We start from the raw sequence: 26,407 nt of genomic DNA on the forward strand, positions 1-26,407 counted from the left end.
CCACCGTCGCCCGGGACGGTGGGGCCGGATCGTCACAGCGTCACGGCGCGTCCTTCGGGCGCACCACCAGCACCGGGCAGTCCGCCGTCTGGATCAGCGCGTTGCTGGTCGATCCGAGCAGCAGACCCTTGAATCCCCCGCGACCACGCGTGCCGACGACGAGAAGCTGCGCGGTCTCGGCGTACTCGCTCAGGACCCGCACCGGGCGGTCCCGCGCGACCACGCGTTCCACCACGACGTCCGGGTACCGCTCCCGGAACCCGGCGAGGCGTTCGGCGAGCACCACTTCCTCTCCGGTCTGGATGGTGCTCCACTGCGGGTCCTCGGGCACCGCACCGAGGGACGGCTGCACGCTGACGTCGCTCCACACGTTGATGGCGACGAGCGTCGCCCCGCGTGCCGCGGCTTCCTCGAACGCGACCTCGACGGCGGCCTCACAGGATTCGGAGCCGTCGACACCGACGACGACCGGCCCCTCGGCGGGCGGGGCACCATCGAGGGTGCGACCGCGCACCACCGCGACCGGCGCATGCGAGTGCGCGGCGACGGCGAGCGTCACCGAGCCGACGAGCAGGCCCTTCACTTCGCCGAGGCCGCGCGATCCGAGAACGATCTGCGCGGCGTGGGCGGACAGGTCGACGAGGGTCTGCGCGACCTTCCCTTCCACCTGCGCGGTCGTCACCGTGAGGGGACCGACTTCCTCCGCGGTGTGCCGGGCCAGAACTGCCGAGTTGTCGAGCCGCGCCCGGGCGGTGTCCTTCATCTCCTGGTGGAAGCTCTGCGCCAGATAGGGCTCGGAGTAGTAGAACGACGGCACGTGCACGACGGTGACGATGTGCAGCGGAAGCGCGCGCGCCGCCGCGGTCCGTGCCGCCCAGATCACGGCGGCGGCAGCCGCGTCCGATCCGTCGACGGCCACGACGATCGGTTTGGGATCGCTCATCTGTGTCCTCTTCTCGGTGTTGCCGCGGTGGTGCCGGCCTGGGGGTGCGGTGGGTCAGTCGCAGATCGCGCGGAGTTGCTCGATGAGTCGGATACGGCCGGGTCCGTCGCCGGCGAGCGGGGTCACCGACAGGGTGGTGACACCCGATTCGGCGAACGCGGCGACGCGTTCGCGGACGTATCCCTCGGGGCCGATGAGGGAGACGGCGCGCACCAGCTCGTCGGGCACGGCGGCGGCCGCTTCCTGCTTCTTACCTGCCAGGTAGAGGTCCTGGATGGTCTCGGCTTCCTTCGCGTAGCCGTAGCGGACGGCGAGATCGTTGTAGAAGTTCTTGCCCTTGGCGCCCATGCCGCCGATGTACAGCGCGAGGTGGGGCTTGACCCATTCGAGCATGTGGTCGACGTCGTCGCCGATGGCCAGCGCCGGCGTGGTGTAGATCTGCAGCTCGCCGAGCGCCGGATCGCGCAGGGCTTTGCCCTTGGCGAGGGACTCGCCCCACACCTCGGCGGCCTTCTCCGGGTAGTAGAAGATCGGTTCCCAGCCCTCGGCGATCTCCGCGGTCATCGCGACGTTCTTCGGTCCGAGCGACGCGATGACGATCGGGATGCGTTCGCGCACAGGCTGGTTGATGATCTTGAGCGGCTTGCCCAAGCCGGTGCCGCGCTCGGCGGGCAGCGGGATCTGATAGTGCTTGCCGTGGTGCTGCACCTTCTCACGGCGCCACACCTGCCGGCAGATGTCGACGATCTCCCGGGTGCGACCGAGTGGTGCGTCGTAGGGGACGCCGTGAAAGCCCTCGATGACCTGGGGGCCGGAGGCGCCGATGCCCATGACGAACCGGCCGTCGGAGACGAAGTCGAGTCCGGCGGCCGTCATCGCCGTCAGGCTGGGGGTACGGGTGTAGAGCTGGAAGATGCCGGACGCGAGTTCGAGCCGGGTGGTCTTCGCCGCGAGATATCCGAGCTGGCTGACCGCATCGAACGAGTACGCCTCCGGAACAAAGATGATGTCGAGACCGGCCCGTTCCAGATCGGCGACCTCCGCCGCCGTCTGGGCGAATCCGCCGCTGTAGTTCAAACCCATTCCGATGCGCATGCATCTTCCCCAATCCTGCGGCGCCCGGTAGGGCACTCGTCGAAACCGTGCACCCGAACCCTACCCAGGAACTCACGCCCGTTCGGGACGCACCACCATCACCGGGCACCGCGCATCCCGGATCAGACCGTTGCTGGTGGAGCCGAGCAGCAGGCCGGTGAAGCCTCCGCGTCCGCGGCTGCCGACGACGACGAGCTGCGCCTTCTCGCTCCATGCCTGCAGGTGGGCGCGCGGCCCGTCGAGGTACACCTCACGATGCACCACCACGTCGGGGTATCGCTCGCAGTAGCCGCTCAGCCGTTCGGCGAGCAGCACCTGCTCGCTCTGCTCGAACGCCTGCGGGTCGAGAAGCTCGGCGCGGTCGGCCCCGGAGAAGGTGCCCACGTTGACGTCGCTCCAGACGTGCACGGCGACGAGCGGGACCCCGCGCTGCGCGGCCTCCTCGAACGCCGCGGCGACGGCGCGTTCGCTGACCTTGCTGCCGTCCACACCCACGACGACCGGCGCGCTCGGGTCGGTCGTCTCCCCGCGCACGACCACCACCGGACAGCGGCCGTGGCTGGCGACGACGACCGGGGTGGACCCGAGCAGTGCCTCACCGATCCGCCCGCTGCCGGACGCGCCGAGCACGACCATGCGGGCCCGGCCGGACTCCTCCACGAACCAGTGCGACCCGCCCGCCGGGACGAGTGTGGTCTCGATCTCCACGTCCGGGGCGACCGAGCGCGCGGCGGTGACGGCGTCGGACAGCATGACGCGCCCGTCCTCCTCGGCCCATTCGAAGACCTTGGCGGACTCGACGTACGGGGCGCCGGAGTAGCCGACCGGCGAGAAGTCGATGACGTGGACGATCCGGAGCGGAAGGTCGCGAGCCGACGCGGTCGCGGCCGCCCATCGCACCGCCGATGTCGAGGTGGGCGAGCCGTCCACCCCTACGACCACCTGATTGTTGTCTTCGGGAAGGTTCACGATCCCGAGGCTAACCCGCCGCATCGGACTCGGGTACGGACTTTGGTCCCCGCGGCATGGGGCCCGGTCTTCCCTGGCATCGGAAGCCCCGGGCACGACACGATGGATACAGGTAGCGTCGGCCTCTGCGATCTGGATCACATTAAATTGTCATCCGAGATGCAAATTATCTAGTCTGTGTTCATGCAACTCACCCAGTTCACCGATCTCGGACTGAGAGTTGTGATGCATCTGGCAGCCACCGCGGCGGACGGTTTGCCCAGCACGAAACTCGTTGCCGAGCAATTGAACCTGTCCTACGCCCACACCACCAAAGTGGTTGCCCGCCTGAGCGAGCTCGGAGTCGTCACCACCCGTCGCGGCCGCGGCGGAGGGCTGACGATCACCGAGCTCGGCCGGACCGCCTCCATCGGATGGCTGGCACGGCAGCTCGAAGGCGACGACGAGGTCGTCGAGTGCGACGGAGCGAAACCGTGCCCGCTGCGGTCCGGTTGCAGCCTCCGCAAAGCGTTGCGCGACGCCCAGGAGGCGTTCTACGCCGCACTCGACTCGGTCACGATCGCGGATCTCGCTACAGCCCAGAGAAACCCCGTTCTGCTGACCCTGACCCGTCCCGCCGTCTGAACCAGCCCGCACAGACTCACCGCGTTCCCCCGGAACCCTCTAGAACGGAGCCCGACGATGCCGCTCTCCCCCCAATCCAAGGAAGTCATCCAGGCGACGCTGCCCGCCGTGGGCGCTGCCATCGGTGACATCACCCCGTTGTTCTACAAGAAGCTGTTCGCCGCGCACCCCGAGCTCGAACGCGACCTGTTCAACCGCGGAAACCAGAAGCAGGGCGAGCAGCAGAAGGCACTGGCCGGTTCCATCGCGGCGTTCGCGACCCTGCAACTCGATCCCGATCCGGCCCGCGTCGAGGCGATCCTGTCCCGCATCGCCCACAAGCACGCATCCCTCGGCATCAAGCCCGACGAGTACTGGATCGTGCACAAGCACCTCTTCGAAGCGATCGTCGAAATTCTCGGTGAGGCAGTCACTCCCGAAGTTGCAGCAGCGTGGGACGAGGTGTACTGGCTGATGGCCAACACCCTGATCAAGCTCGAGGACGACCTCTACAAGTCCGCCGGTGTCGCACCCGGTGACGTGTGGCGCACCGTGCGGGTCGCCGACCGCATCCACCAGTCCGCCGACACCGTCTCCTTCGTCCTCACCTCACTCGACGGCGCCCCCCTGCCCGGGTTCCGTGCCGGACAGTACCTTTCGGTCGGCGTCAAGCTCGCCGACGGAGCCCGTCAGATCCGTCAATACAGCCTGTCGAGCGCGCCGTCGCAGGGGGACTGGCGCATCACGGTCAAGCGAGTGCTCGCGCATCCCACCGAGGACGGCACCGTCGCGCCGGCCGGCGAGGTCTCGAACTACCTGTTCGAGAACGTCTTCGAAGGCGACGAACTGCAGGTCACCACCCCGTTCGGCGACCTGGTGCTCGCCGAGAACGACGCCCCGCTGTTCCTCGCGTCGGCCGGCATCGGCTGCACCCCGATGATCGGCATGCTCTCGCATCTCGCGGAAACCGGTGACCCCCGCCGGATCTCGGTCCTGCACGCCGACCGGTCCGCCGCGAACCACGCACACCGCCACGAACTTGCGACCCTCGTCGAGCGCATCCCCGGCGCCGAGGTGCATCGCTGGTACGAGGATCTCGGCGCCCGTCAGCCGCTCGAGACCGTCCGGCTCGGCCGCGCCGAGCTGAGCGACCTGCCGCTCGAGCCCGACACCCAGGCGTACCTGTGCGGTCCGCTGCCGTTCATGCTGTCGATGCGCGAGGCCCTGATCGAACGCAACGTCCCGGCCGAGAACATCCACTACGAGGTCTTCGGGCCGGACAGCTGGTCGCCGGCGTCCTGACGCTCCATCGGTGACGGCCGTATTCCCGGGTCTCGCGCCCGGGGATACGGCCGTTGCTCCGTTACGCTCCCAGCATGGATCGCCTGCCGAACGCGCTGGGTCTGCTCGTCGTTCTCCTCGTCGGGCTGGGTGCGGTGATCGTCCCCGATCCGCCCGCACCGCTCGGGACCGATGCGCCCCTCGGCGAATTCAGCGCGGCACGCGCGGCCGAACACATCGACGTCGTCGCCGCCGAACCGCGGCCGCTCGCCTCGCCGGGCCACACCGCGGCCCGCGAATACCTGGTGGGGACCCTCGACGACCTCGGCTGGGACACGACCGTCCAGGAGGGCATCGGCTGGTTCTCCCCGACCGATTCCCCCACCCGTCGCGGCGCCGCGCTGAGCAACATCGTCGCGACGCTGCCGGGCGCGGATCCCACCGGAACGGTCGTTCTGGCCGCGCACTACGACACCGTCACCGCCTCCCCCGGCGCGTCCGACGACGGCATCGGGATCGGCACCGTCCTCGAAACCGCCCGCGCCCTGTCCGACGGCGAGCGGCCCCGCAACAACGTCGTGGTCCTGCTGACCGACGGTGAGGAGCGCGGCCTGCTGGGCGCCCGGCTGTTCACGGCGGAGACGCCACCCTTTCCCGGTCCGATGGTGGTGCTCAACCACGAGGCGCGCGGCAATGCCGGGATGCCGCTGACGTTCCGGATCTCCTCTCCCAACGCGGATCTGGTGCGCATCCTGTCGCAGGCGCCCGGCGCGCTCGCCGACTCGTTCACCCAGACGGCCTTCGAAGCGCTGCCCAACGACACCGACTTCCGCCGGTTCGACGAGGCGGGGCTCCACGGCTACGACACCGCGATCGCCGGTGGCAGTGCGTATTACCACACGCCGCTCGACACACCGGATCGTCTGAGCCGGTCGTCGCTGCAGCAGATGGGCGATGTCGCCCTCGCCACCGCACGGACCCTCACCGTCACCGACCTGACCGCCCTCGACGCGGGCACCGACGTCGTCACCACCACACCGTGGGGACTGCTGCACTACCCGCGGTGGGTGGAGGTGGCACTGACCCTCGCACTGGCCGCTGCGGTCGCGGCGCTGGCGGTGATCCGCGTCCGGCGCCGCGACGCGTCCGCCGGACGGATCGCGGGTGCGGCGGGGGTCGCGCTGTTCGCCGCGGTCGCCGCGGGTGGCGCCGCATTCCTGCCGTGGTGGCTGTCGCGGCGTGCCGTCCCCGGTCTGGGCTCCGTGCCGATCGGCGAACCCTACCGGCCCGGCTTCTACCAACTCGCCGCGGTCGTCGCCGCGGCAGCGGTGCTCACCACCGTGTACGTGGCGGTGCGCCGACGATTCGGCGCTCCGGCGTTCGCGGTCGGTGCGCTGATGGTCGTCGCCGTCGTCGCGCTGGCTGGACTGCCGTTCCTGGGCGTCGCGACGCCGCTGGTGCTGATTGCACTGCCGGCGGCGCTCGGAGTGCTCGTCGCCGAGGCGATCCCGCAACGGAGGTCGCGGTGGCGGATCGTCGCGATGGCCGCGGGACTCGTACCGGCCGCGCTCGTCGCCGTTCCCGCGGTACTCGCCTCGTTCGACGCCGGAGTGACGTTCGGTGCGCCACTCGCCGGGGCGTTCGTCGCGGTGCTGTTCGCGGTGCTGCTGCCGCTGACCGCGCCGCTGCTCCCGCGCGAGGGCGCCGCGCCGTTCGCGGTGGTCGGCGCGTTCGCGGTGGTCGCGTGCACGCTGCTCGGTGGCTACACGAACCGCGACGGCGCAACCGCACCGCGCCAGGAAGAGCTCTTCTACTCGCTCGACGCAGACCGCGGCGACGCCGTGTGGGCCTCCCCGGGCCGGCCACGATCCGACTGGAGCGCCGAACTGCTCACCGAGTCCCCCACCCCGTTGCCCGACCGATTCCCGTGGCGCCCGGGCACTTCGCTCGCCCACGGCCCCGCGCCGGTCGCGTCGCTCGAACCGCCTCGGGTCGAAATGCTGAGCGACATCGAATCCGACGGCGGACGCATGGTGCAGTTGCGCTTGTCCTCCCCACGCGGTGCTCCCACGCTGGGCCTGTGGGTCGACGGCGCGACCGTCCGTGCCGCGACCGTGGACGGCTCGCCCGTCGACCCGGGCGCGAACTTCGGGTTCGTGTTCACCACCGCGAGCACGGACGGTATCGAGGTGCGCCTGGACCTCGACACCACCGGGCCCGCCGAAGACGTCGAGGTGCGTGTCGCGGATGTGACAAGTAACCTCTCCGTCGTCCCCGGCTACACACCCCCGGAGGACAAGGTCGTGGTCGGACCGGCCGTCGTCGTCACGCGCTCCGTGCATCCGTGACGGAACTCCTCGGTTCGAGGTGTGTCCCGCCGCCCGTACGGGTCACCAACCAACCGAACACCGCAGCAAGGGGGAATGCGATCACCGAATACACGGCGGCAGGCACGGCCATCTCGACACTGCCGAGCACGGAAACTGCGATCGTGATCGCCAAGGTGCCGTTGTGGATACCGACTTCCATTGCGCTCGCGATCGCCTGACGAGCGCCCAGTCCGCACGCCCTGGGCACGTAGTATCCGACGGTCAGGCTCGCGGCGCAGAACACCACGGTGATCAGGCCGACATCGGCCACGTAGCCACCGACGTTCTCGCGTTCGGCGAACATCATCCCGACGATGACCACGGTGAGGACGACACCCGACGCTACCCGCACCGGCCGGTCCATCCGCACCGCGAACACCGGCCACAACCAGCGCGCGAGCATGCCGGCGGCCACCGGTATCAGTACCATCGCAAAGATCTGCACGACCTTCGTGAACTGCAGACCCAGCGAACCGTCGGTATCCGGCGGATCGAAACAGCCGAGGGCGACGTTGGCGACCAGCGGCAGCGTCACCACGGCGATCACCGAGTTGATCGCCGTCAGCGAGATGTTCAGTGCCACATCACCATGGAACAGGTAGCTGAACAGGTTCGCGGTCGTCCCTCCCGGCGACGCGGCCAGCAGCATCATTCCCACCGCGAGGAGCGGTGGGAGATCGAACAGCAGAACGAGGCCGAAGGCGATCACGGGAAGCAACAGCAGTTGACATCCGAGTGCGACCACGACCGCGCGCGGTTGCCTCGCGATCCGTGCGAAATCCTGGACCGTCAACGACAGGCCGAGACCGAACATGATCACGGCCAGCGCAATCTGCAGCGCCGCCGTGGACACACCGGAGTTCATCGGATTCCCTCGTTTGCGTAGATACGCTGCCACTTGCGTTCGACGACGTCGATGTTGCGAACCTCTCGTCCGTTCAACCGGAGCATGGTGAGCGCGTTGTCGTCGGACGACGCCGAGGATTTCCATCCGGTCGCCCGGCAGAACCGTGACGAGTCGACACTGATGTCGCCGGCGGTGACCCACTGCCCGGAATACCCGAGCAGGCGAAGGCGATACAGAACATCGGCAATCGTCACCGCTGCGCGCATCGGAAGCGAGACGAGGATCTGCCCGTGCAGATCCGCGAGCCTGCGCATCGACGTGCGGTCCGGCGGCGCGACGTTGTACGCACCGTCCAGGGAAGGCGTGACAGCTGCCAGTGCGAACGCTTCCGCCATGTCGTCCTGCGCGAGGAACTGATAGGACGCCCGATCCGCTTCGGGCAGAGCGGCGAACCGCGAACACATCGCGTCTATCGCCGGATTCGAGAAGTCCGGTCCGACGACGAACGAACAACGCAGTGTCACGATCGACAACGGACTCGCCGAGTACGCACGGTACCAGTCGACATAGTGCTCGACCTGCGATTTGTCGTGGAAGTAGTAGCGGTCCGGATCGCTCAACGTGAACTTGTCCTCGGTGACGAAGTCTTCGGACACCTCGGAACCGTAGGCGTTGACACTCGAAGCCACCACCACCCGCCGGGCCCCCGATTGCGCGGCGGCGCGGATGACGTTCATCGTGCCGAGCACATTCACCTCGCGGGTCAGCTTCTTGTCCCGCAGTTCCGAGACGACGAACGCCAGGTGGATCACCACCTCGCATTCCTGGAGGTACTCGCACATGCCCGGATCTCGCACGTCTGCGGAGATGCTGTGCACCCGTGGATCATTGCTCGAGTACCGCCTCCTTGCGATCGCGACAACACCCGTGACCCTCGGGTCTGCGAGCAACCGCGGAACTATCACGCGACCGAAATTGCCGGTGGCGCCGACGACAGCGACCTTCACGACCCACCTCCCGATGCCGGACTCATACGACTCCTGTGACGCGCAACGCGTTAACGATGTCCAGGAGGGATCGGCAGCCGCGGAAGGCCATGTACTCCGCGTCGGCGGTCTCGGTCCCCCACTTGGTCTTGTACTCGACCTGGGTGCGGCCCGGATACAGCGCGGCACCGTGTTCGGCGATCGTGTCGATCGCCCATTCCAGGACACGGCTGTGCCGTCCCCGAACAACAGTCGGCGCGAGGTCGACGAACGGCGTGAACCCGAAATGCAACCAGCCGGTCCTTTCGGACCGAAACTGCTCGATGGCAGTGACATTGATCAGTTCCATCGTTCCGGGCGGGGCTGTGGGCACCCGCCTGGTCAGGTCGTGCAACCAACCCGGACGCGGCCCGTAGCTCGGCACGTACGACACGTAACCGATCGGTCGCCCCCCGGCCTCGGCCACGAACAGTCGCCGATGCGCCTGGAGGACGTCGCCCATCGATCCGGTGAGGAAGTCCAGTTCACGTCCACCGCCGTGCTCCATCGACCACAACCATCGCGTGTCTATTCGGGCGATGTCGGCGGCGACGGAACCGTAGGGCACCTCGCGAACCTCGACACCCGCCCGCCGGGCACGCGCGATCTTGTTTCGCAGCTTGACGAAACGCTTGCCGCCGAGTCCGAAGTCGTCCAGACGTAGCGCATACGACGATCCGATTCGGTTCACGAGGAACCCCAGTGCTGTGAAGGCGCCGACGTCCTCGGCACCGACCTGCAGGGCGAGGACACGGTGCCCTCGGCTTCGACAATGGGCGTCGAACTCGTGCAACAGCGATACCCGGTCCCGGGGCGCACACACCGGACCACCGAATACGATCGAGGTGCCCCCGCGCGTCCGATAGGTGACGACTCCGTCGCAGCGACGGCCGAAGTAGTACTCGTTCCGGTCGGACAATCCGTTGAAGGCACTCGGGTTCGAGGTGTAGGCCGAGACCGATCGGTGGGCCGAGCGAATCACGTCGTCGCGCGACGCGGCGGCCGGGAACACGGACTCCACGCCGATGGACATCGGCGCCGGCATCATGCGCGGATTCCGATTCCGTGATTCCGTTCGTCCGTGAGGATTTCGAACAGCGTCCTGTTGGAGGCCGCGAGGTGGAAGGTCGTTCCGTCGGACTTGTCGTGGACTTCGAGCGAGCAGCTTCCGATCTTGGTGTTGATGCAGTGTTTCACACCACCCGACGGGTTGTAGTAGATGAGCCCGACGAATGCTTCCCCCGGGGCGGCGATCCGGCCGGTGATACGGGCCCGGTCGTTCTCTGCGGTGAATTCCCATCGGAAAAAGGAGTATTCACCTCGATTCCTGACCGCACGGATCAACGAGGACATGTCGTACTCGCGCCCGTGAGCGCGCAGGACCAACATTGTTGCCCACGGGGTGTGCACCGGACCGACCTTGACCTTCGCCGTCGCGATCTCGAGGAACGCGGTCGGGTCGTCGTCGAATCCGGCGACCTGCGCGAACGCGTACTTGTCGGTGTGGGCGGATCCCCAGTTGTGATTCTGACTGCCGACCCAGTCGGCCACCGGGATCTCCCGGTCGCCGACGTTCACAACACCGTTGAAGACCGCAAGCGGATGCGCGATGAGGCTCTTGGCCTTCGGAAATTTCAACGAGTACGCGCGGCGGGACTGAAGGAAGATCGGATCGTGCGTGGACGTGTAGGAAAGGTCCCAGCCGAATCGCACGTTCTCGTAGGTCCCGCCGCCGACGAGCTTTCCCGGTGTGAGCACCGAGTCGCCGATCCGGACATCGAACGACGTCGTGGAGAACGAGCACCGGTCGATCGGCACCTCCTCCTTCATCACTGCATGGTCGCCCGACTCCCCGTCGAAGAACACGAACCACAACTCGCCGATCGCGGATTCGGGCCGGCCCTTCGGAACGAACACGGTGTAACGGATCCAGAACGCGAGCGGTCGTGTCGGGTGATTCGCACGCTGGTAGAAGCTCTCGTAGTGCCCACCCCGCTTCTCGCCGTCGTATTGGGCAAAATTGAGCACATCCGGGTCGCGCAGACTGCTCTCGATCTTCATTTCCTGTCTCCTGCCTCGCGTTGAACATTTGTCGTTCGTACCGGAGCGGCGGACTGAGCCCGCCTCATCGCCAGTGTTCTGACGCGGATGTATCCGCCGACCGCTGCGCGAACCGGTCTCGATGCCCGCGGACCGGGAGCGCGTGATCGCATCCACGGTAGGTCGACCAGACGACCGCCCGGGCCGGAAACCGCATCGGCGATCGCACCCGCGTTGTAGGCCGACATGGCGAGTCCGTGGCCGCCGCATCCCCCCATGAACCACACACCCGGCATTCCCTCGACGGGACCCACCACAGGAAGACCGTCGGCCGTCACCGCGATCGGCCCCGACCACCGGTACCCGAGTTCCGCGTTCTTCCCGATGGCTCCGGTGATCCGTGCCCACCGTTCGAGCCAATTCCAGGTGGTGATGTCGAAGGGGACAACCGATCCGGGAATCGAGGACCGCGCACCGCCACCCCCGACTGTGGTCGAGCCGTCGGGCCGCGTCGCGTGGAACGGGGCCAGCGGATCCGCGCCGATGAACGCCGATCCCACCCGCTCGGCGGGCCCGGCCACCGCGGAGCCGGAGGTCGCCGCCCCGAATACCGTGAGCCCGGCTATCCCACCGACCCTCCGGGCGACCGACGGGATGGTCGGGACGTTCGTCGCGACGATCACCGATCGGGCAGCGACCGCTCCCCGCCCCGTCTGCACTCGAACACGTCCCCCGTGCAGGCCGATATCGGACACCGGTACGCCGTGATACATCCCCGCTCCCAGAGACGCGACCCGACGGGCGAGCGCGGTCGTCAATCGTGCCGGATCGACCATCGCCGCGGACCTGTACGCCAATCCGGCGAGAACGGGCGTCGCCGTCACATCCGCGAGGCCGCGGCGACTGCACGCGAGGACGTCGACGCCGAGCCGGCGATAGGCGCCCATCTGGGCGAACAGCATTCGCTCCTCCGCGGCGGTGCGTGCTATGACGTACTGCGCCGATTCGGCTACCTCTACGTCGAGTTCGCGGCACAACGCGACCGTGATCTCGACGGCTCTCTCCGACGCCCGGTACGAGCGCAGCGCGGTCGCGCTACCGAAACGCCGTTCCAGGACATCGATACCCGGTCCGATCCGGGGTCCGACCAGCCCGGTGCCGCGACCGCTCGCTCCGGCGGCAGGCGCCACGCCGTCGAGTATCGCGATCGATGTCTCCGGTTGCCTACGCAGGATTTCCCTCGCCGTCGCCAGGCCCACGAGGCCGGCACCGACGACCACGACGTCGAACTCCGCGCCACGGTCCAGTTCGTCCGGATCCGCCGAAACGGTGTCGTACCCGCGCCACGGAGTAGGTCCCGATTCCACCGTCATCGCGCGACCTCGGTGCGCCGTTCCTCTTTCGCCTGCAGGAACGCGATCTCGGCGAGCAGGTCTGTGAAGGGCCGGATGCGAGCCGGTTCGAACGGAGTGGAGAACACCTTCATCTGGTTGCCGAACAACCCTCGGTCCGCGAACACGTGTATCGGGATGGCCAGCAGTGTCCACTGCGGCCCGCAGACCAGCATCCACACACCGGCGACGGCACCCTGGGTCAGGCCGCTGTGCATCACGTTGTACATGACGTAGAACCGTCGAGGAGGGTGGTTCGTACCGCGGATCCGGCAGTACATCGCTCCCGGCAGATATCCGATGATGTCGATGGAGAAGAACAGCACCAGGGCGGGGATCCACTCGATCCGATCGATGTGCACAACAGCGAGAACAACGCATGCCGCCAATGCGACGGTGTATTCGCCTCGGACCAGACTGTAGGTCGTCCTGGTGTCGAAGTAGTTCTGAGCATCCACTTTCGGTTCGCCTGTTCGTCTCGAAGTTCCTCGTGTTCCTCGCCACAGCTCCGCACTATCCGTGCGCATACCTGGAGGCGGTACGAAGCCGTTCCAGCAGCACAGCCACCTCCTCGACGGTGATGACCAGGGGTGGCATCACCAGCACCGAGCCGGGATGGTTCGGGGCAGGCGACACCAGCAGTCCCGCACGCCAGCAATGTCCCGCGAACTCCATGCACCGCCCGGGCTCACGCAGATCCAGCGCCCGCATCAGGCCGACGCCTCTCGCCGCCGAGAACAGGCCGGGACGCGACGCAACGAGATCGTCGAGACCGTCGCCGAGCAACTGCCCGCATTCGCGCACCGAAGCGAGGAAGCCGTCGGCACTCACGGTATCGACTACGTATCTCGCTATGCGGCAACCGATTTCCGACCCGCCGAAACTACTGGGACGGAAGAACGGTTGGCCGTCGATCGATCGCCCGACGGCCTGCGTGTAGACGCACGCAGCCACCGGATAGATGCCCCCGGACAGCCCCTTTCCTGCGACGAGGATGTCGGGCACGATCCCGATGTGGTCGATTGCCCACATCGAACCGGTGCGCCCCAGGCCGGTCTGCACCTCGTCGACCACCAGAACGGTCCCGGTGTCGTCACATCGGCTGCGCACCGACCGCAGGTACTCCGGCGCCGGGATCATCACCCCGGCCGCGGCCTGGATCGGCTCGACGACGAACGCTGCGACACTGTCGTCCAGGGCAGCCACGACGGCGTCGATGTCTCCGAACGGCACCGTTCCGACTTCTCCGGACTCGACGCGAACGGCCGCCGAGCCGGCCTGCGAGAGCTGACCGGAAATGCCCACCTGACCGTGATAGGCGTTGTCGGTTGCGACGATCCGTGTTCGGCCGGTCTTACGACGCGCCAGTTCACAGGCGATGTCGATGGCTTCCCCTCCACTCGTCGCGAAGGTCACCAACGCGAGTTCGTCCGGAAGCGTCCGGGTGAGTGCGCCCGCCGCCTTACCCCGATCCAGGGACGGCAGGAGCCAGTCCCCGATGTCGACCTCGTCCAGACCGTCGACGACGAGTTCACGGATGCCGGCGTTGCGGTGCCCGAGATTGAACACTCCTCCCGCACTGCGGCAATCGAGGAGGGCCGCGCCGCCGCCGTGCATCACGAAGACACCGGCGCTGCCCACTGGAACCGGCACGTCCCCGAGTTCACGGTAGAACTGCGCGCGCGACGGCGAGAGGTGTCGCTCCAGGAGGCCGATTGCATCGAGTTCACCCCCTGCGGACTTCGTTTCGCCCCTCACCGCACCGTCACCTTCCCCGACGTTCCATCGATACGAAGGATGTCTCCGGTCGCGATGCGGGTGGTCGCCCCCCGTACACCGACCACTGCGGGGACACCGTGTTCCCGAGCGAGAATCGCTCCGTGGGACAACATTCCGCCGTTCTCCGAGACGACGCCGAGTGCACACCCGAACGCGGCCGCCCAGCCCGGGTTGACGGTGCGGACGACGAGTATGTCGTCCCGGGTCACGGCTGCGAGATCCGAGGGTTCGCCGACCACTCTGGCGCGACCTTCGACAATTCCGGACGAACACCCTACACCGTCGAGATCCGTTGCGTCGCAACCGGGCGCGCCGGACCTCGCGGCCGGGCCGGCGAGACCGCCCGTGTTCGAGATGCTCTCCGGAACCGTCCAGTTGCGATACATCGATGCGCGGCGACGCCGATTGCGGGCACGGGCGCCGAGATCCTCCGTGTCCCGGAACCTCGACGCCCCGGAGGCCTCGTCCGCGGTGAGCCAGAACACGTCGTCGCGAGCCTCCAGCACCCCCGTCTCGACCAGACGATCGGCGAGTTCGAGACACACGGCGCGCAACAGGTAGTTCTGGCGTGCGGCACAGGCTCGCATGTCCTCGCGAAGGACCGCCCACGATCTGGCCTGATCCAGGACGGAACCGAAGACCGCTCTCCCGTACCAGCGGGCGCGGAGCAGATCTCGCCGCGCTCGTCGATAACGTGAGGAAACCGGCCGTCCCTCTGCCTCGGTCGCGGTTGCAGATCTGCCCAGATTGGCCTGCAACAGGGCCAACGGTGCGGTCGGGTCCTCGTCCCAGCGTGGGTTCGACAGTTCGTCGTCGCAGAAGGACAGGTATCCCCACCGCTCCGCGATCACACGGAGGCCGGCATACACCGCGGCCGGCAGATCGTCGAGACAGGAGGCGCCGACGACAAGATCCGCCGACTCGCGGTGCCGGTCCGCGAGCGAAGCCAGGGCACGTGCGCCGCGACCGGTCGCGAGGTCGCCGAGATCCGACATCAGCTCCACCGGACGGACGACGCGCTCCGCGGTGGAGACCGATTCGGCGCAGGCACGCAGGATGTCGAGAGTCTGCTCGGCGATCAGCGAGACCTGCATCGAGAGCAGGTAGACCCGGCGGTGTTCCCGGAGCACGGCATCCAGACGATCGGCGAGGGTTTCCGGCGATCCCCGGTACCCGTGCCGTCTCTCCGTCCACGGGACGCTTTCGCTCCGGGTGACGCAATCGGCAGCGGCCCGCCGGACGCTGTACGCGTAACGGACGCTGCGTAGGGCGATGCCGGGGTAACCGAGTGCCGCCCATTTTCCGACCGCGGGTTGGGACGCGTTCGGGTCGTGCTCGATTCCGACGGAGGTGTCGAAGATGCACGGGTCGTGGCCGGGAAGCCGGCGCATCTGCGAACGCAATCCGTCGACACGCCAGAACGGCCTGGCATACATCGACCGCGCCACCACGAGCCGGTGACCGGAGCGGTCGTTCAGGATCGTGCGGACCGCCCTCTCGATCGCCTCGGGAAAGATCGACTCCAACGTTGTCGTCGCGGTGAGGGTCGACACGGTGTCGGTGAGCGAATCACGCAGGTTCGCAGTGGTCCACACACCTTCGACGCCCCCGAATCCGACAGCGGTGACCGGTCTGACCTGCAAGAGCCACAGCGTCATCCCATCGAAGGCGAACTCGACGTCGACCGGGGTTCCGAGCCGGACCGCGAGATCGTCCACCAGATCACAGATCCGCTCGGCCTCGGGCCGCCCGATCCGATCATCACATTCGAGGACCAACATTCCATCGGCACCGAGGCGACGACGCGCGACCGCCGGTGCCACCGAGCCGTCCGTCACCGTGTCTCCACGCCCGGACACCACCTCGATCGTGGTGAGGTCGCCGTCGCCGCTCACCGGGTCGATGGAGAAGCCGACTCCGGCGATCTTCGGGTCCACCATGACCTGGACGAGTACCGGTACCGGAGACTCGGGATGCGATGTCCCCGGTGTGGAGCCGGCGCCGAATCCGCGGCGGACTGCTTCGATCGCGGCGTCGAGACCGGCGGCGTCCACCTCCAACAGCGTGCAATACCTGCCGGCCATCGACGAGGTGCTCGTGTCCTCGTCCGGAGCCGACGACCGCACCGCGAATCGGGCAGCACCGAGAATGCGGGCGATGTCCTCGGCCGCCACCGGCGCATCCGGTGGGATCACCACTCCGGCGGGCACATCGAACCCCTGCTCGACAGCGCGAGAGAGCATGGCGGCCTTGATGCCGACCCGCTCCGGCCCGTGGGCGGCGGCAGCGACGAGGTCGATCACGACACCGGGCCCGACGACAATGCGTCCGCGGACAGACCCGTCACCGCTTCGCTCACGGGTACCGGCTCGAACCGAAAGCCTTCTTCCTCGAGCCGGCTACGAACGCCGGCGAAGGTGACCACGTCCTCGAGTGAGCGAACCCCCGAACTCAGTGGCGTGCGCTCGAGCAGTGCCTCGGCGAAGACGTCCGCAGCAGCCACCGTCAACCGGTAGTCTCCGATCCCGGTGCAGCGGTACCCCGCGAGCACCTGTCCGTCGAGCGTGACCTCCACCAGATCCGCCTTCTTCTCGCGGGTCAACTCATCGGGCACCTTCAGGCCCGCGACGAACATCCATCGCGGAACCAACCGGAGCAGCCCCATCGAGTTGAGAGCGAGGAGGCTTCGCTGGAACCAGGACTCGGCGAAGAAGAAGTAGACCTTCCCGGTGCGCCCGTCGGCAGTCCTCCCCAGCAGCCCGTCGGCGGCGTCGCCGACCTCGAGGCAACGGCGCGACCCGTACGGTTCGGCGAGGTGGAAAACGCCGGTCCGGTGCCTCACACCGCGAGCGAGCAGCCGATACGCCAGCCCGCCGACCGCCTGCGGTCCACCGGACTCACTGTACGAGAAACTCATGACCAGCCTGACCTCGTCGGCTTGCGGATATCGGGCCAGCAGGTCCGCGGCGAGCAGACTGTTGACACCCGGGGTGAGCCCGGCGTTCAGCACCACGGTCCCGCGAGGGGACCGTCCGTCCGCGCGTAGGGATGCACTTTCCTCGGCACTGAGATTCGCCAGGTTCAGCAGCGTGCCGCCGGATTCGAGGATCCACCGCTCGGGCAACAGTTCCGGGCTGCGCACGCAGTTCACGACCAGATCGAATCCCCCCAAAACGCCTGCCACCGATACGGGGTCCGTGAGTTCGATCTGCACATGGGCACCCGCATCGCGGGGTTGTGATCTGCTCGCGACGACGACGTCCGCCCAGGTGCGGATCCGACGTGCGACGAAAGTTCCCAGAACTCCGGATCCGATGACGAGGATCCGCGGTCGATCCGTTCCCGTCATCGCACACCGCCGGTCGAACCGGGAGCGAGAGTGAACAGTCCGCCCTTCATGTAGCAGGCGAGGCCGTCGGCCGTCTGTGACCGGAAGGGTGGATGGAATCCGTACGCGTGCACGACGGATTCGAGGTATGCGACCTCGGGTCCGGCGATGAACGCGGAACCACCGAGCGCGGCGACGCTCACCGCGGCGGACCGTCGCAGCGACTCGCGCACGGTGTACCGCAGGAGCAGCAGATGCGCCGACAGTTCCGCGCCACGCTCGCCGGCGTCGAACCGGCGCGCGACACCGTCGATTGCGGCATACGACGCTTCGAGTTCTCCCGCAGCACACGCGACTGCCTCGGCGTCTGCGCCGCGCTTCGTCAGCAGCATCTCCACCAACCGGCACGATGCTCCCAGATACGCCGCGGTGATCAGCATTCCGAACCAGAGGAAGCCGGTCATCTCGTGCTCGCTCATCGAGACACCGTCCACGTCGGCGACGACGAGCGCCTCCGGTACGAAGACCTCGTCCAGAACGACCTCGTCACTCTCGGAGGCCGCGAGGACGCCGGCCTTCCAGAAGGGACGGACCGTGACCCCGGGTGAATCTGCCGCCACGAGAGCAATTCCCCGGACCGGTCCGTTTCCGGTCGGCACCAGCACCGTCGCGGTCAGCAGGTCCATGGACGCCGAAAGGCTGCACGGTTTCTTCGATCCCGAGATGATGTATCCGCCCGGTGTTCGCTCGGCCTGCATCGCGGGTTCGAACACGCTCGATCCCGTTCGGCCTTCGGCGAATCCCGACGCTATGAGCATGTTCGCGCCCACGATCGAACGTGCGAGGTCCAGATCGTCCGCGGTTCCCGCGTGCGCATACTCGAGCAGTGTCGCCAAGGAAAGGTGGTGCATCGTCGTCGCGACCCCCAACGAGGGCGAGCGACTGCCGATCTCACGCTGCACCGCGATCGAGTCCCTGGCGGTGGCGCCGGCACCTCCGAGTGCTTCGGGAACGATCAGCCCGATCGCGCCCGACGCCTTGAATCGCTCGACGATCTCCGAATCCCGGCTCTCGAGATCCAGCAGCGACGTCGAGTTCAGGTATTCGTCCAGATCGGGAAACATCTTTTCCACGAGTCTTTCTCGAATCGGCCAGATACTTCGGTCCGGCCGAGCGCGATGCTCGATGACTGTACTCATGTGGACACTCCGATGTGTGGTGGGCGGACCGCGTCATGCAACCGCGACGAGATCGAGGCAGTGCGCGATCGCGTCGGCAGCGGATTCGAGTTCGGCTGTGGTGTGTGTTGCCATGACACAGACCCGGAGCAGTGCGGACCCGGCCGCCACTGCCGGATGAACCGCTGTGTTGCAGTAGATTCCGGATTCGAACAGCGTGCGCCACGCTCGAATCGCACGGAGATCGTCACCGACGTGAACGGGCACGATCGGCGACGTCGACACGCCTGCGACGTTGGGATCGCGGCCGACATCGACTCCACGGTCATCCAGCGCCGACCGCAGGAAGCGTGAGTTCTCGGCGGAACGAGCGGCGAGTGCGCGGCCCTCCCCGCTCCGGGCAACTCGAACCGATGCCAGTGCCGCGCCGAGGGACGACGGGACTCCGGCCGTGCTGAATTGGAACGATCTGGCACGTGCACGGATCGTATCGACGAGTTCGTGGGTCCCGACGACGAATCCGCCGGTGGATGCGAGACCTTTGGACAACGAGCCCATCCGGATGGGAATCCGCCCTGCCAGGTCCGCCATCTCGCTCACTCCGGTACCACGGCGGCCGAAGAGCCCGACACTGTGCGCTTCGTCCACCATGAGAACCGCGCCGAAGTCCTCGCAGACGTCGACCAGTTCGCGCAAGGGCGCAAAGTCGCCCTCCATCGAGTAGAGCGCGTCTATGACGACCAGTACCGGCGCCGTGCCGATTTCGGCGAGTGCTGCGCGCAGCGATTCGGGATCGTTGTGGCGGAAGCGCCGCATGTCAGCGCCGGCGAGACGGCAACCGTCCTGGATCGAAGCGTGCGCGTACTGGTCGACGACGACCGCGGCGCCTCTGGGCACGAGAGCTCCGATCGTTCCCAGATTGGTCTGGTAGCCCGTGGTGAATACGATCGCATCTTCGGTTCCGTGCCATTCGGCCAGTTCCGCCTCGATCCGGGTGTGCAAGGCGATCGTGCCGTTCATCAGACGGCTCCCGGTTGTTGCCGTGCCGTATTCGGACAATGCCCGCCGGGCGCCTTCCACCACCAGTGGGTGTGTCGACAACCCCAGGTAGTTGTTCGACCCCAGCATGATTCGCGGCCGGCCTTCCATGTCTGTTGTCGGCGCCGGTGCCGATTGCATCTCCCGGAAGAACGGCAGGTGACCGCTGTCGCGCAGTCCTTTGAACAGTTCGATCCGGGCATCGTGGCCGATCAATTCGGAAAGCGGCGTACCACTCATGTTCTGCTACCCCCAGTTGAATATGCGTCGCCCCACTGCCGGCCGGATGCGTCGGTGGCTCCGTTGCCACCGCGGCCTTCTGCCGGGTGCTGTGAGACGTAGATGTGGCGCGGACAAGTCCGCGAGAGTTCGCTACTGTACGGGGACCGTCGCCCGCTGGTCTCTCTGCTCGCCGGGTGGTTCGACCGCCATCGACTTGTCCGCGAAGATCGGTGTCCACCAGTTCCAGCGTCCCATGACGGACATGGCAGCCGGGATGGCGAGAAGGCGAATGAGGGTGGCGTCGAGAGCCACCGCGGCCGCCAGCCCGAGTCCCAGTTGTTGCATCGGCAGAACCGCCGCAAGCGTGAACGCGAGGAACACGGTGATCATCAACAGGGCGGCCCCCGAGATCAGTGGCGCAGTGCGCACCGATCCTTCGACGACCGCCGCTCTGGTGTCTCCACCGTTCGATCGGTACGCCTCACGTATCCGGCTGATGAGGAAGACCTCGTAGTCGGTGCTGATACCGAACAGGAGAACTGCGAGAACGATCGGAACGAAGTTCGTCAGGTCGGCAACACTGTCGGATCCGAATATTACTCTTCCCCAGCCGAATTGGAAGATCAGGACGACAACACCGTAGGCGGCGGAGATGGAGACGACGTTGACCACGACGGCCTTGAGCGGAATGAACACCGACCGGAAGTACACGAACAGGAGCGCGAAGATGCCGATCAGCATCAGCGCGAGAACGGTCCACAGCCGACGTTCGATCTCGGCGTTCGCGTCGATACCCTCGGCGGTTTCGCCGCCGACGTGTACGACGAGTTCGTTCCGGTCCGCGCCCAGCTCCCTGATCTCCCGTACCACGGCTCTGGCTGTCGGCGACGACGCTTCGCCGTCGACGATCGCCTCGAGAACCAGGTTTCTGCCGTCCGCCGAAACGTATCGGTTCACGGCCGCGGCCCGTGTGTCGCCGGCGTTGCGGTCGGTCGAGCGAAGCCCCTCGAGTGCGTCCCCTTCACCGAATGTCGCCATGGTGGGCAGCACGCTGTTGACGGCGACGACTCCCGGAAGGTCATCGATCGCGGTCACGAATTCGTTCAGGCTGTCGAGGTTCGATGCCTCGGCCACCGGCTCCCCGAAGGTCACGACGACATTGACGGGTGCGACCGCGCCGGTCCCGAACTGCGTCCGCATCGCTTCGTATCCCACTGCGGACGGAGAGGACGAAGGAAGGATCGACGAGTCGGGCGTGACCGTGTCCATCCGGAGCGCAGGCACCGCCAGGAGACCGCACACGGCCAGACAGACGCCGATCGTGGTGTACGGCCGGTTCATCGCGAATCGGGGGGCACGTTCCCAGATCGTCCGCCGCGATCCCGTTGCGTCGGAGACCGGCGCACGCGGGCCGATCCACCGGGAGAAGATCACGATCAGCGCCGGGAGAACGAGCAGGCTCATCACCATCGCGGCGCCGATCCCCAACATCGCACCCAGCGCCATGGACCTGATGACGTTCAGCTGGACGACGAACAACGCCGTGGACGCCACCATGATCGTCAGCCCGGATACGGCCACCGTCTCTCCGGATCTGACCCACGCAGTCCTCAGGGCGGCAACCGGGCTCGAACCCGCGCCGAGTTCCTCCCGGTAACGGCTGATGATGAACAGGGAGTAGTCCACGCCGATCGCGAGTCCGAGCATGGTTGCCGCACTCTTGCCGAACAACGACACCTCGGTGTGCCGGGCGATGAAACCCAGTGCACCGACGGACAGGAGGACGGACGCACCGCCGACGACACCCGACAGCACAGCCGCGGCCACGGATCGGTAGACGTAGAGCAGGACCAGCGCCAGCACGGGCAGTGCGATGAGTTCCGAACGGATGAGCCCGGATTCGGACAGCTCGTTCATCTCCCCCCAGAACGCCGACGCGGAGATCATCGTCGCGTGCACGCCCGTGCCTTCGAAGTGCGCGTTCAGTTCGTCCTGGATATGCGGAAATTCGCGGCGCGCGGTCCCGTCGTCGAGATCCGTTCCCACGAAATCGACGACCATGTTGCGATCCGCACCGACGAACTGGGATCCGAATCCGTCCGGAATCGTCGACCAGCCGAATCTGCTGACCGCGGAATCCCCCAGCTCGTCCGCGACGACGTCGAACACCGACTGGACGGACGAGCGGAACACCCGGTCGGACACGTCCGCCGAATCGACCGTCACGACGAGCGCGAACGAGGACGGTCCGCGGCCTTCGAAGCCGGCGCTCAGCGTCTCGGCGGCGATCTGCGAATCGGATCCCTCGACGTACCATCCACCGCCGGACAGGTGATCGTTCGACGACAACGCGAAGACAGCGCTCACTCCGCACACACCCAGCCATGCCAGGACGATTCCCCACCGTGATCGCACGAGCGTGTCGAAGAACCGTCTCACGACGCCGACCTCCCCGTGCGGGGCGCTCCGGCGGGCCGGTCCGTGCGCGGGCGATAGATCATGTCCATGCCGTATCGGGGACGAAGAGTGATCGAGGCCAGCGTGCGGACTTCGTGATGAGGATCGTGCCGGAATTCGAAGCGCTGGAACAAACCCGCGAGGATCATCTGCGATTCGGCGATCGCAAAGTGCTTCCCGATGCAGATGTGCGGTCCGGCACCGAACGGCGCATACGCCTTGTGGTCGACCCCGATCGGCTTGTCGAATTCGAATCGGTCCGGCCGGAACGCCTCCGGATCTTCCCAGTGCCGTCGATCGCGGCCGATGTTGTACAGGGAGACCAGAACGCGACTGCCTGCGCGGAGCCGGTGACCGCCCAGCGTGCAGTCCCGCGCAACCAGCCGCGGAATGAGCGGGGCAGACGGGAACAAGCGCAGTGCCTCCGCGGCCACACCTGCGGTGTATCGAAGGTTCTTCAGATCCGCTGCCGTGGGCAGCCGTCCGTCCAGTACGCTGTCGACCTCGTCGCGGAGCCGGTCGACGACATCCGGGTTCTTCGACAGCAGGTACATCGCCCAGGTGAGAGTCTGCGCCGTGGACTCGTGGCCCGCGGCGAAGGTGGTCATGACCTCGTCGCGAATCTCTCTGTCATCGAGAGCTTCCCCGGTTTCCTCGTCACGCGCGTCGATGAGCATGTCCAACATGTCACCGTGGTTGCGGTCCGAAGCGCGGCGATCGGCGATCAGGCGGTAGACGACGTCATCGAACTCGTCCATGATCCTTCGGAATCGCTTGTTGGTCGGTGTCGGCCAGGCCAGCGGTGGACTGAGCGGATTCTGCAGTCGGTCGAAAGCGAAGTTCAGCGCGTGTTCGACCGATCGCGGATCTGCGGCGTCGCCGAGATCGGCGATCCCGACACTGAACATGCAGCGCGAAACGACGTCGAGAGTAACTTCCATCTGAACCCGGTGCATGTCGATCGTGTCTCCGGCCGAGTTGTGCGTCTCGATGCGGTCGACCATCCGGGCAACGCAGTCGTGCATCGTCGAGTACATCTGTTCGATGCTCGCCCGAGAGTACAGCGGCTGCATCATCCTGCGGTTGCGCTTCCAGACCTCGTGGTCGGACGCGGTGAGCAGCCCGGTGCCGAGAACCAGTCGCAGAGGGTTGTCGGCACCGAGCTTGCCGTAGAGCAGCGGGTTGACGAACACCTCGTGCGCCAGCTCGCTGTCCGAGATGCAATACACCGAAACAGGTCCCAGCCGGTATCTGACGATGTCGCCGTGACGTCGCCATCCCTGCTCTGTTGCTTTCAGGATGTCGGACCTGAAGTCTCGGACGGTGCGAATCACCCCGCGATCACTGGTCGGCACCTTCAGCGGTGCGGTTGCACCGCCGATTCGGCACGTGTCGCTGTGGGACGGGTCGAGCCGGGTGCTCACGGCTTCGTCGCCCATGCACAGAGCCAGCCGAGAGAACGTTCCGGGCGCGTGGCCCACCGGCTGTCGTCGAATCCGGCATCGTTGAGGTACCCGCACAACGCGTCCGCCGAAAGTATCGTCATTCCACTGGCTTCGGACCGTTCGATGAATCTGCGGCCGACAGTTCTCTGGACGAGTGTGGGACTGAGCATCGATTCCTTGCTCATCTCGACCACAACTCCGATGCGCCCTCCGGGTCGCAGCACTCGGTGTACTTCGCGCAGCCCCGCTGCGAGATCCGGCCAGAAATACACGGTTTCGATTGCCAGTGCGACATCGAACGAATTGTCGTCACACGGGAGTCGGTCGGCCGTCCCGTTCGCCGCGCGCAGCCTGGTCGCCTGCACTGCGGCCCGATTCCTCCGAAGTGTCTGCGCCACCATCACATCGGAGTAGTCGACACCCATGAGTCGTCCGGATGTGCGACGGGACACCATTCCGAGTGCCATTCCCGAGCCGCATCCGACGTCGAGAACGCTCGCGGCGGGGGGAATTCCGATCGTGTCGAGCGCCCATCCGGTCAGACTTCGATGTTGTACGGACATGAGATGCCCGACAACCTTCCCCGGAAGACCCACGGGCTTGAGAAAATTCGCTTCGAGTACCCCGAGTGGCTGTTTCATCGACGCTCACCGCATTCGGATGCGCCGAGCCCGGACACGAGATGTTTCACGTTCCCCCCTGCGAAAGATTGCAGTGCACCCCTGCGCACACCGACGAATGCGACTGTATAAGCGTTGAACACGCACCGCAGGGGCACGCGCACGCGCGACGGAATTCAGCCCCTATCCTGATGACTCATCACAAGATCAACTACGGGGGCCACAACGACGAATAGGCCAATTGAGGTTCACCGCAACGGTTTCGGTGTACTCAATGCAATATCTTCTGCATACAGACCGAATGTTTCTTCAAATTCCGCACATCTGTCGACATTTCGATTCAATTGTCCACACTTCGTCTGCGGACAGTTCGAGATCGCATTGACGGCCAGCGCGTTCAGTACAAGGACCACAGCACGAACGCAAAAAACAGCAACACCATCAGCGCCCCGACCTCGGCTCCGACACCACTCGGCCCCGATACGCCCACGACGTTCGTACGCCACGGCTGCGACGGCCCGCCGCCGGCTCCCGCGGCTTCGATCCGCACATCTCCGGCGGCACAGGCTAGCGCCGGGCCGCCTCGGGGCGAGTTGTGGTCGATCAGGCGCCGCAGGGCGGGCTGCACGGCATCGACGCGATCCCACGCAGACCGGGCGATTTCCACAGGACTCGCCCCGGTGCACTCGCCCTCGAACGCTTCTTGTTCGAGAAACCCACGGTAGAGAACGGACCATTTCGCTTCGAGTGCCGAGACCAGATCCGACTCCGACGCGAATACCGTCGACGCCCCTGGGACATCGGCGTACGGAACAGCGACCTGGCCCGTGCCGGCCGCCCGGTCCAGTACGGCATCGATGACTGCAACTTTCCGGTGGTACTCGTCCCAACTCACTACGACCTCCCTCGTGCACGCCATCACTGCACTGCGCTGCGCCGACCGGAGCATACGGAGAACTCTGGTTCGTTCACATACTCCGAGTCGGTCAAATACTCATGGTCGAAGAGTATCGTCGCGTACTGTGAACGTTGTCAAGACCAGCCGCCGCGAGATGTATGCCGCGTTGACCCGGGACGCGGTACTGGAAGCGGCGCGCACCCTGTTCGTCGACCGCGGGTTCGCCGACACGTCCGTGGAGGACATCGCCAAGCTCGCGAACGTCAGCAAGGGCGCTGTGTACCACCATTTCTCGGACAAGCAGGCAATCTTCACGCAACTGTTCCGGGACTCGCTCGCCGGCGGTCTGGCGACCGTCGCGAACGCGATGGCGGACGTCGAGGACCCTTGGGAACGCGTGGTACGCGCGCTGCGCAGTTACCTGACGGTGTACGCCGAGGACAAGGAGGCCCGCTCGTTGCTGCAGCAGGTCGTCGGCGTCCTCGGCGAAGCACGCACCTGCGCCCTCGACGAGGAGTTGGTACTCCCGATGATCCGGGCCCTGCTCGTCGAACTCGACGACGCGGGAGAACTGAAGCCGGTGTCCATCGAGGCCACCACCCGGCTCGTCTTCGACGTCCTCTGCGGAGCCGCGAAGTCCCTCGCCGGTACCGATGAAACCGATTCCGCGTCAGGGGAGCTGGAAACCGTCATCCTGCACATGTTCTCGGGTCTGCGCCGCACTGCGCGGTAGGGCGGCGGCGGAGCCGTCCGCTCACGAACCCCACTCGTGCACAGGCCGGCCCCCGGCCATGTTGCGCACGTAGTCGCGCATCATCTCGGTGAGCGCGGTCCGGCGATCCGCCCCCGCCGCCTCCCGCCCGGCGACCTGCTCACGCT

At 66.6% G+C, this 26,407-nt stretch carries 22 protein-coding genes; 4 read left to right on the top strand and 18 right to left on the bottom strand.

What is annotated here, in order from left to right; translation table 11 throughout:
• Window positions 1–40: 40 nt before the first annotated feature.
• The 3 genes from A8G15_RS16215 to A8G15_RS16225 form a co-directional block, all read right to left on the bottom strand.
• Window positions 41–943, bottom strand: a complete 903-nt coding sequence (locus A8G15_RS16215) for a universal stress protein (RefSeq protein WP_068161530.1) — start codon at window positions 941–943, stop codon at window positions 41–43.
• 54 nt (window positions 944–997) lie between these two features.
• Window positions 998–2,038, bottom strand: coding sequence for an LLM class F420-dependent oxidoreductase (locus A8G15_RS16220; protein WP_068161533.1), 1,041 nt, complete (start codon window positions 2,036–2,038; stop codon window positions 998–1,000).
• Between the two features lie 72 nt (window positions 2,039–2,110).
• Window positions 2,111–3,007, bottom strand: a complete 897-nt coding sequence (locus tag A8G15_RS16225) for a universal stress protein (protein ID WP_245687867.1) — start codon at window positions 3,005–3,007, stop codon at window positions 2,111–2,113.
• A 183-nt stretch (window positions 3,008–3,190) separates the two neighbouring features.
• Between A8G15_RS16225 and A8G15_RS16230 the strand changes: the two genes are divergently transcribed.
• From A8G15_RS16230 to A8G15_RS16240, 3 genes are all read left to right on the top strand, one after another.
• Entirely contained in the window at window positions 3,191–3,631 is a 441-nt protein-coding gene (locus A8G15_RS16230) for an RrF2 family transcriptional regulator (protein WP_068161599.1), read from the top strand.
• 57 nt (window positions 3,632–3,688) lie between these two features.
• The gene (locus A8G15_RS16235; protein ID WP_068161540.1) at window positions 3,689–4,912 is read left to right on the top strand and encodes a globin domain-containing protein; all 1,224 of its coding nucleotides are present in this window, start codon (window positions 3,689–3,691) and stop codon (window positions 4,910–4,912) included.
• Window positions 4,913–4,986: 74 nt separating this feature from the next.
• Window positions 4,987–7,239, top strand: coding sequence for a M28 family peptidase (locus A8G15_RS16240; RefSeq protein WP_068161544.1), 2,253 nt, complete (start codon window positions 4,987–4,989; stop codon window positions 7,237–7,239).
• Here A8G15_RS16240 and A8G15_RS16245 read toward each other — a convergent pair.
• The 15 genes from A8G15_RS16245 to A8G15_RS30695 form a co-directional block, all read right to left on the bottom strand.
• Window positions 7,217–8,125 carry a bile acid:sodium symporter family protein gene (locus A8G15_RS16245; protein WP_068161547.1) on the bottom strand — a complete coding sequence of 303 codons (909 nt, stop codon included), beginning with the start codon at window positions 8,123–8,125 and terminating at the stop codon, window positions 7,217–7,219. The genes A8G15_RS16240 and A8G15_RS16245 overlap by 23 nt on opposite strands.
• On the bottom strand, window positions 8,122–9,114 hold the full coding sequence (locus A8G15_RS16250; RefSeq protein WP_169833903.1) for an NAD-dependent epimerase/dehydratase family protein: 993 nt from the start codon (window positions 9,112–9,114) through the stop codon (window positions 8,122–8,124). Before A8G15_RS16250 ends, A8G15_RS16245 begins: the two co-directional genes overlap by 4 nt.
• A 22-nt stretch (window positions 9,115–9,136) precedes the next feature.
• On the bottom strand, window positions 9,137–10,165 hold the full coding sequence (locus A8G15_RS16255; protein WP_169833904.1) for a DUF2156 domain-containing protein: 1,029 nt from the start codon (window positions 10,163–10,165) through the stop codon (window positions 9,137–9,139).
• 11 nt (window positions 10,166–10,176) lie between these two features.
• Window positions 10,177–11,193, bottom strand: a complete 1,017-nt coding sequence (locus A8G15_RS16260; protein WP_068161551.1) for a hypothetical protein — start codon at window positions 11,191–11,193, stop codon at window positions 10,177–10,179.
• Entirely contained in the window at window positions 11,190–12,545 is a 1,356-nt protein-coding gene (locus A8G15_RS16265; RefSeq protein ID WP_082899945.1) for an NAD(P)/FAD-dependent oxidoreductase, read from the bottom strand. The genes A8G15_RS16260 and A8G15_RS16265 overlap by 4 nt, the downstream gene beginning before the upstream one ends.
• On the bottom strand, window positions 12,542–13,021 hold the full coding sequence (locus A8G15_RS31120; protein WP_068161557.1) for a hypothetical protein: 480 nt from the start codon (window positions 13,019–13,021) through the stop codon (window positions 12,542–12,544). The genes A8G15_RS16265 and A8G15_RS31120 overlap by 4 nt, the downstream gene beginning before the upstream one ends.
• Before the next feature lie 55 nt (window positions 13,022–13,076).
• The gene (locus A8G15_RS16275) at window positions 13,077–14,321 is read right to left on the bottom strand and encodes an aspartate aminotransferase family protein (protein ID WP_068161559.1); all 1,245 of its coding nucleotides are present in this window, start codon (window positions 14,319–14,321) and stop codon (window positions 13,077–13,079) included.
• The gene (locus tag A8G15_RS16280; RefSeq protein ID WP_068161561.1) at window positions 14,318–16,645 is read right to left on the bottom strand and encodes a PEP/pyruvate-binding domain-containing protein; all 2,328 of its coding nucleotides are present in this window, start codon (window positions 16,643–16,645) and stop codon (window positions 14,318–14,320) included. The genes A8G15_RS16275 and A8G15_RS16280 overlap by 4 nt, the downstream gene beginning before the upstream one ends.
• Complete coding sequence (locus A8G15_RS16285; protein ID WP_068161562.1) at window positions 16,642–17,691, bottom strand: saccharopine dehydrogenase family protein; 1,050 nt, start codon at window positions 17,689–17,691, stop codon at window positions 16,642–16,644. The genes A8G15_RS16280 and A8G15_RS16285 overlap by 4 nt, the downstream gene beginning before the upstream one ends.
• Window positions 17,688–18,794, bottom strand: coding sequence for an acyl-CoA dehydrogenase family protein (locus A8G15_RS16290; protein ID WP_068161604.1), 1,107 nt, complete (start codon window positions 18,792–18,794; stop codon window positions 17,688–17,690). Before A8G15_RS16290 ends, A8G15_RS16285 begins: the two co-directional genes overlap by 4 nt.
• A gap of 108 nt (window positions 18,795–18,902) precedes the next feature.
• On the bottom strand, window positions 18,903–20,126 hold the full coding sequence (locus tag A8G15_RS16295) for an aminotransferase class I/II-fold pyridoxal phosphate-dependent enzyme (RefSeq protein WP_068161566.1): 1,224 nt from the start codon (window positions 20,124–20,126) through the stop codon (window positions 18,903–18,905).
• A 132-nt stretch (window positions 20,127–20,258) separates the two neighbouring features.
• Entirely contained in the window at window positions 20,259–22,547 is a 2,289-nt protein-coding gene (locus A8G15_RS16300) for an MMPL family transporter (RefSeq protein ID WP_068161569.1), read from the bottom strand.
• Window positions 22,544–24,004 (bottom strand): cytochrome P450, encoded by a 1,461-nt coding sequence (locus A8G15_RS16305; protein ID WP_082899946.1) that lies wholly within the window; start codon window positions 24,002–24,004, stop codon window positions 22,544–22,546. The genes A8G15_RS16300 and A8G15_RS16305 overlap by 4 nt, the downstream gene beginning before the upstream one ends.
• Window positions 23,986–24,651, bottom strand: a complete 666-nt coding sequence (locus A8G15_RS16310) for a class I SAM-dependent methyltransferase (protein ID WP_068161571.1) — start codon at window positions 24,649–24,651, stop codon at window positions 23,986–23,988. The genes A8G15_RS16305 and A8G15_RS16310 overlap by 19 nt, the downstream gene beginning before the upstream one ends.
• A gap of 376 nt (window positions 24,652–25,027) precedes the next feature.
• Complete coding sequence (locus tag A8G15_RS30695) at window positions 25,028–25,525, bottom strand: hypothetical protein (protein WP_156665427.1); 498 nt, start codon at window positions 25,523–25,525, stop codon at window positions 25,028–25,030.
• A 127-nt stretch (window positions 25,526–25,652) separates the two neighbouring features.
• On the opposite strand from A8G15_RS30695, the gene A8G15_RS16320 reads away from it, so the two are divergent.
• Window positions 25,653–26,261 (top strand): TetR/AcrR family transcriptional regulator, encoded by a 609-nt coding sequence (locus A8G15_RS16320; RefSeq protein ID WP_068161576.1) that lies wholly within the window; start codon window positions 25,653–25,655, stop codon window positions 26,259–26,261.
• Window positions 26,262–26,407 lie beyond the last annotated feature (146 nt).

Origin of the sequence: Rhodococcus phenolicus (assembly GCF_001646785.1) — a bacterium.
GTDB classification, from domain to species: domain Bacteria; phylum Actinomycetota; class Actinomycetes; order Mycobacteriales; family Mycobacteriaceae; genus Rhodococcus; species Rhodococcus phenolicus.

What these genes read in the sequence shown, in the direction of transcription:
- A8G15_RS16215 (WP_068161530.1), bottom strand. Translation starts at nt 943, where the DNA reads ATGAGCGATCCCAAACCGATCGTCGTGGCCGTCGACGGATCGGACGCG.
- A8G15_RS16220 (WP_068161533.1), bottom strand. Translation starts at nt 2,038, where the DNA reads ATGCGCATCGGAATGGGTTTGAACTACAGCGGCGGATTCGCCCAGACG.
- A8G15_RS16230 (WP_068161599.1), top strand. Translation starts at nt 3,191, where the DNA reads ATGCAACTCACCCAGTTCACCGATCTCGGACTGAGAGTTGTGATGCAT.
- A8G15_RS16235 (WP_068161540.1), top strand. Translation starts at nt 3,689, where the DNA reads ATGCCGCTCTCCCCCCAATCCAAGGAAGTCATCCAGGCGACGCTGCCC.
- A8G15_RS16240 (WP_068161544.1), top strand. Translation starts at nt 4,987, where the DNA reads ATGGATCGCCTGCCGAACGCGCTGGGTCTGCTCGTCGTTCTCCTCGTC.
- A8G15_RS16245 (WP_068161547.1), bottom strand. Translation starts at nt 8,125, where the DNA reads ATGAACTCCGGTGTGTCCACGGCGGCGCTGCAGATTGCGCTGGCCGTG.
- A8G15_RS16255 (WP_169833904.1), bottom strand. Translation starts at nt 10,165, where the DNA reads ATGTCCATCGGCGTGGAGTCCGTGTTCCCGGCCGCCGCGTCGCGCGAC.
- A8G15_RS16260 (WP_068161551.1), bottom strand. Translation starts at nt 11,193, where the DNA reads ATGAAGATCGAGAGCAGTCTGCGCGACCCGGATGTGCTCAATTTTGCC.
- A8G15_RS16265 (WP_082899945.1), bottom strand. Translation starts at nt 12,545, where the DNA reads ATGACGGTGGAATCGGGACCTACTCCGTGGCGCGGGTACGACACCGTT.
- A8G15_RS16285 (WP_068161562.1), bottom strand. Translation starts at nt 17,691, where the DNA reads ATGACGGGAACGGATCGACCGCGGATCCTCGTCATCGGATCCGGAGTT.
- A8G15_RS16290 (WP_068161604.1), bottom strand. Translation starts at nt 18,794, where the DNA reads ATGTTTCCCGATCTGGACGAATACCTGAACTCGACGTCGCTGCTGGAT.
- A8G15_RS16295 (WP_068161566.1), bottom strand. Translation starts at nt 20,126, where the DNA reads ATGAGTGGTACGCCGCTTTCCGAATTGATCGGCCACGATGCCCGGATC.
- A8G15_RS16305 (WP_082899946.1), bottom strand. Translation starts at nt 24,004, where the DNA reads ATGGGCGACGAAGCCGTGAGCACCCGGCTCGACCCGTCCCACAGCGAC.
- A8G15_RS16310 (WP_068161571.1), bottom strand. Translation starts at nt 24,651, where the DNA reads ATGAAACAGCCACTCGGGGTACTCGAAGCGAATTTTCTCAAGCCCGTG.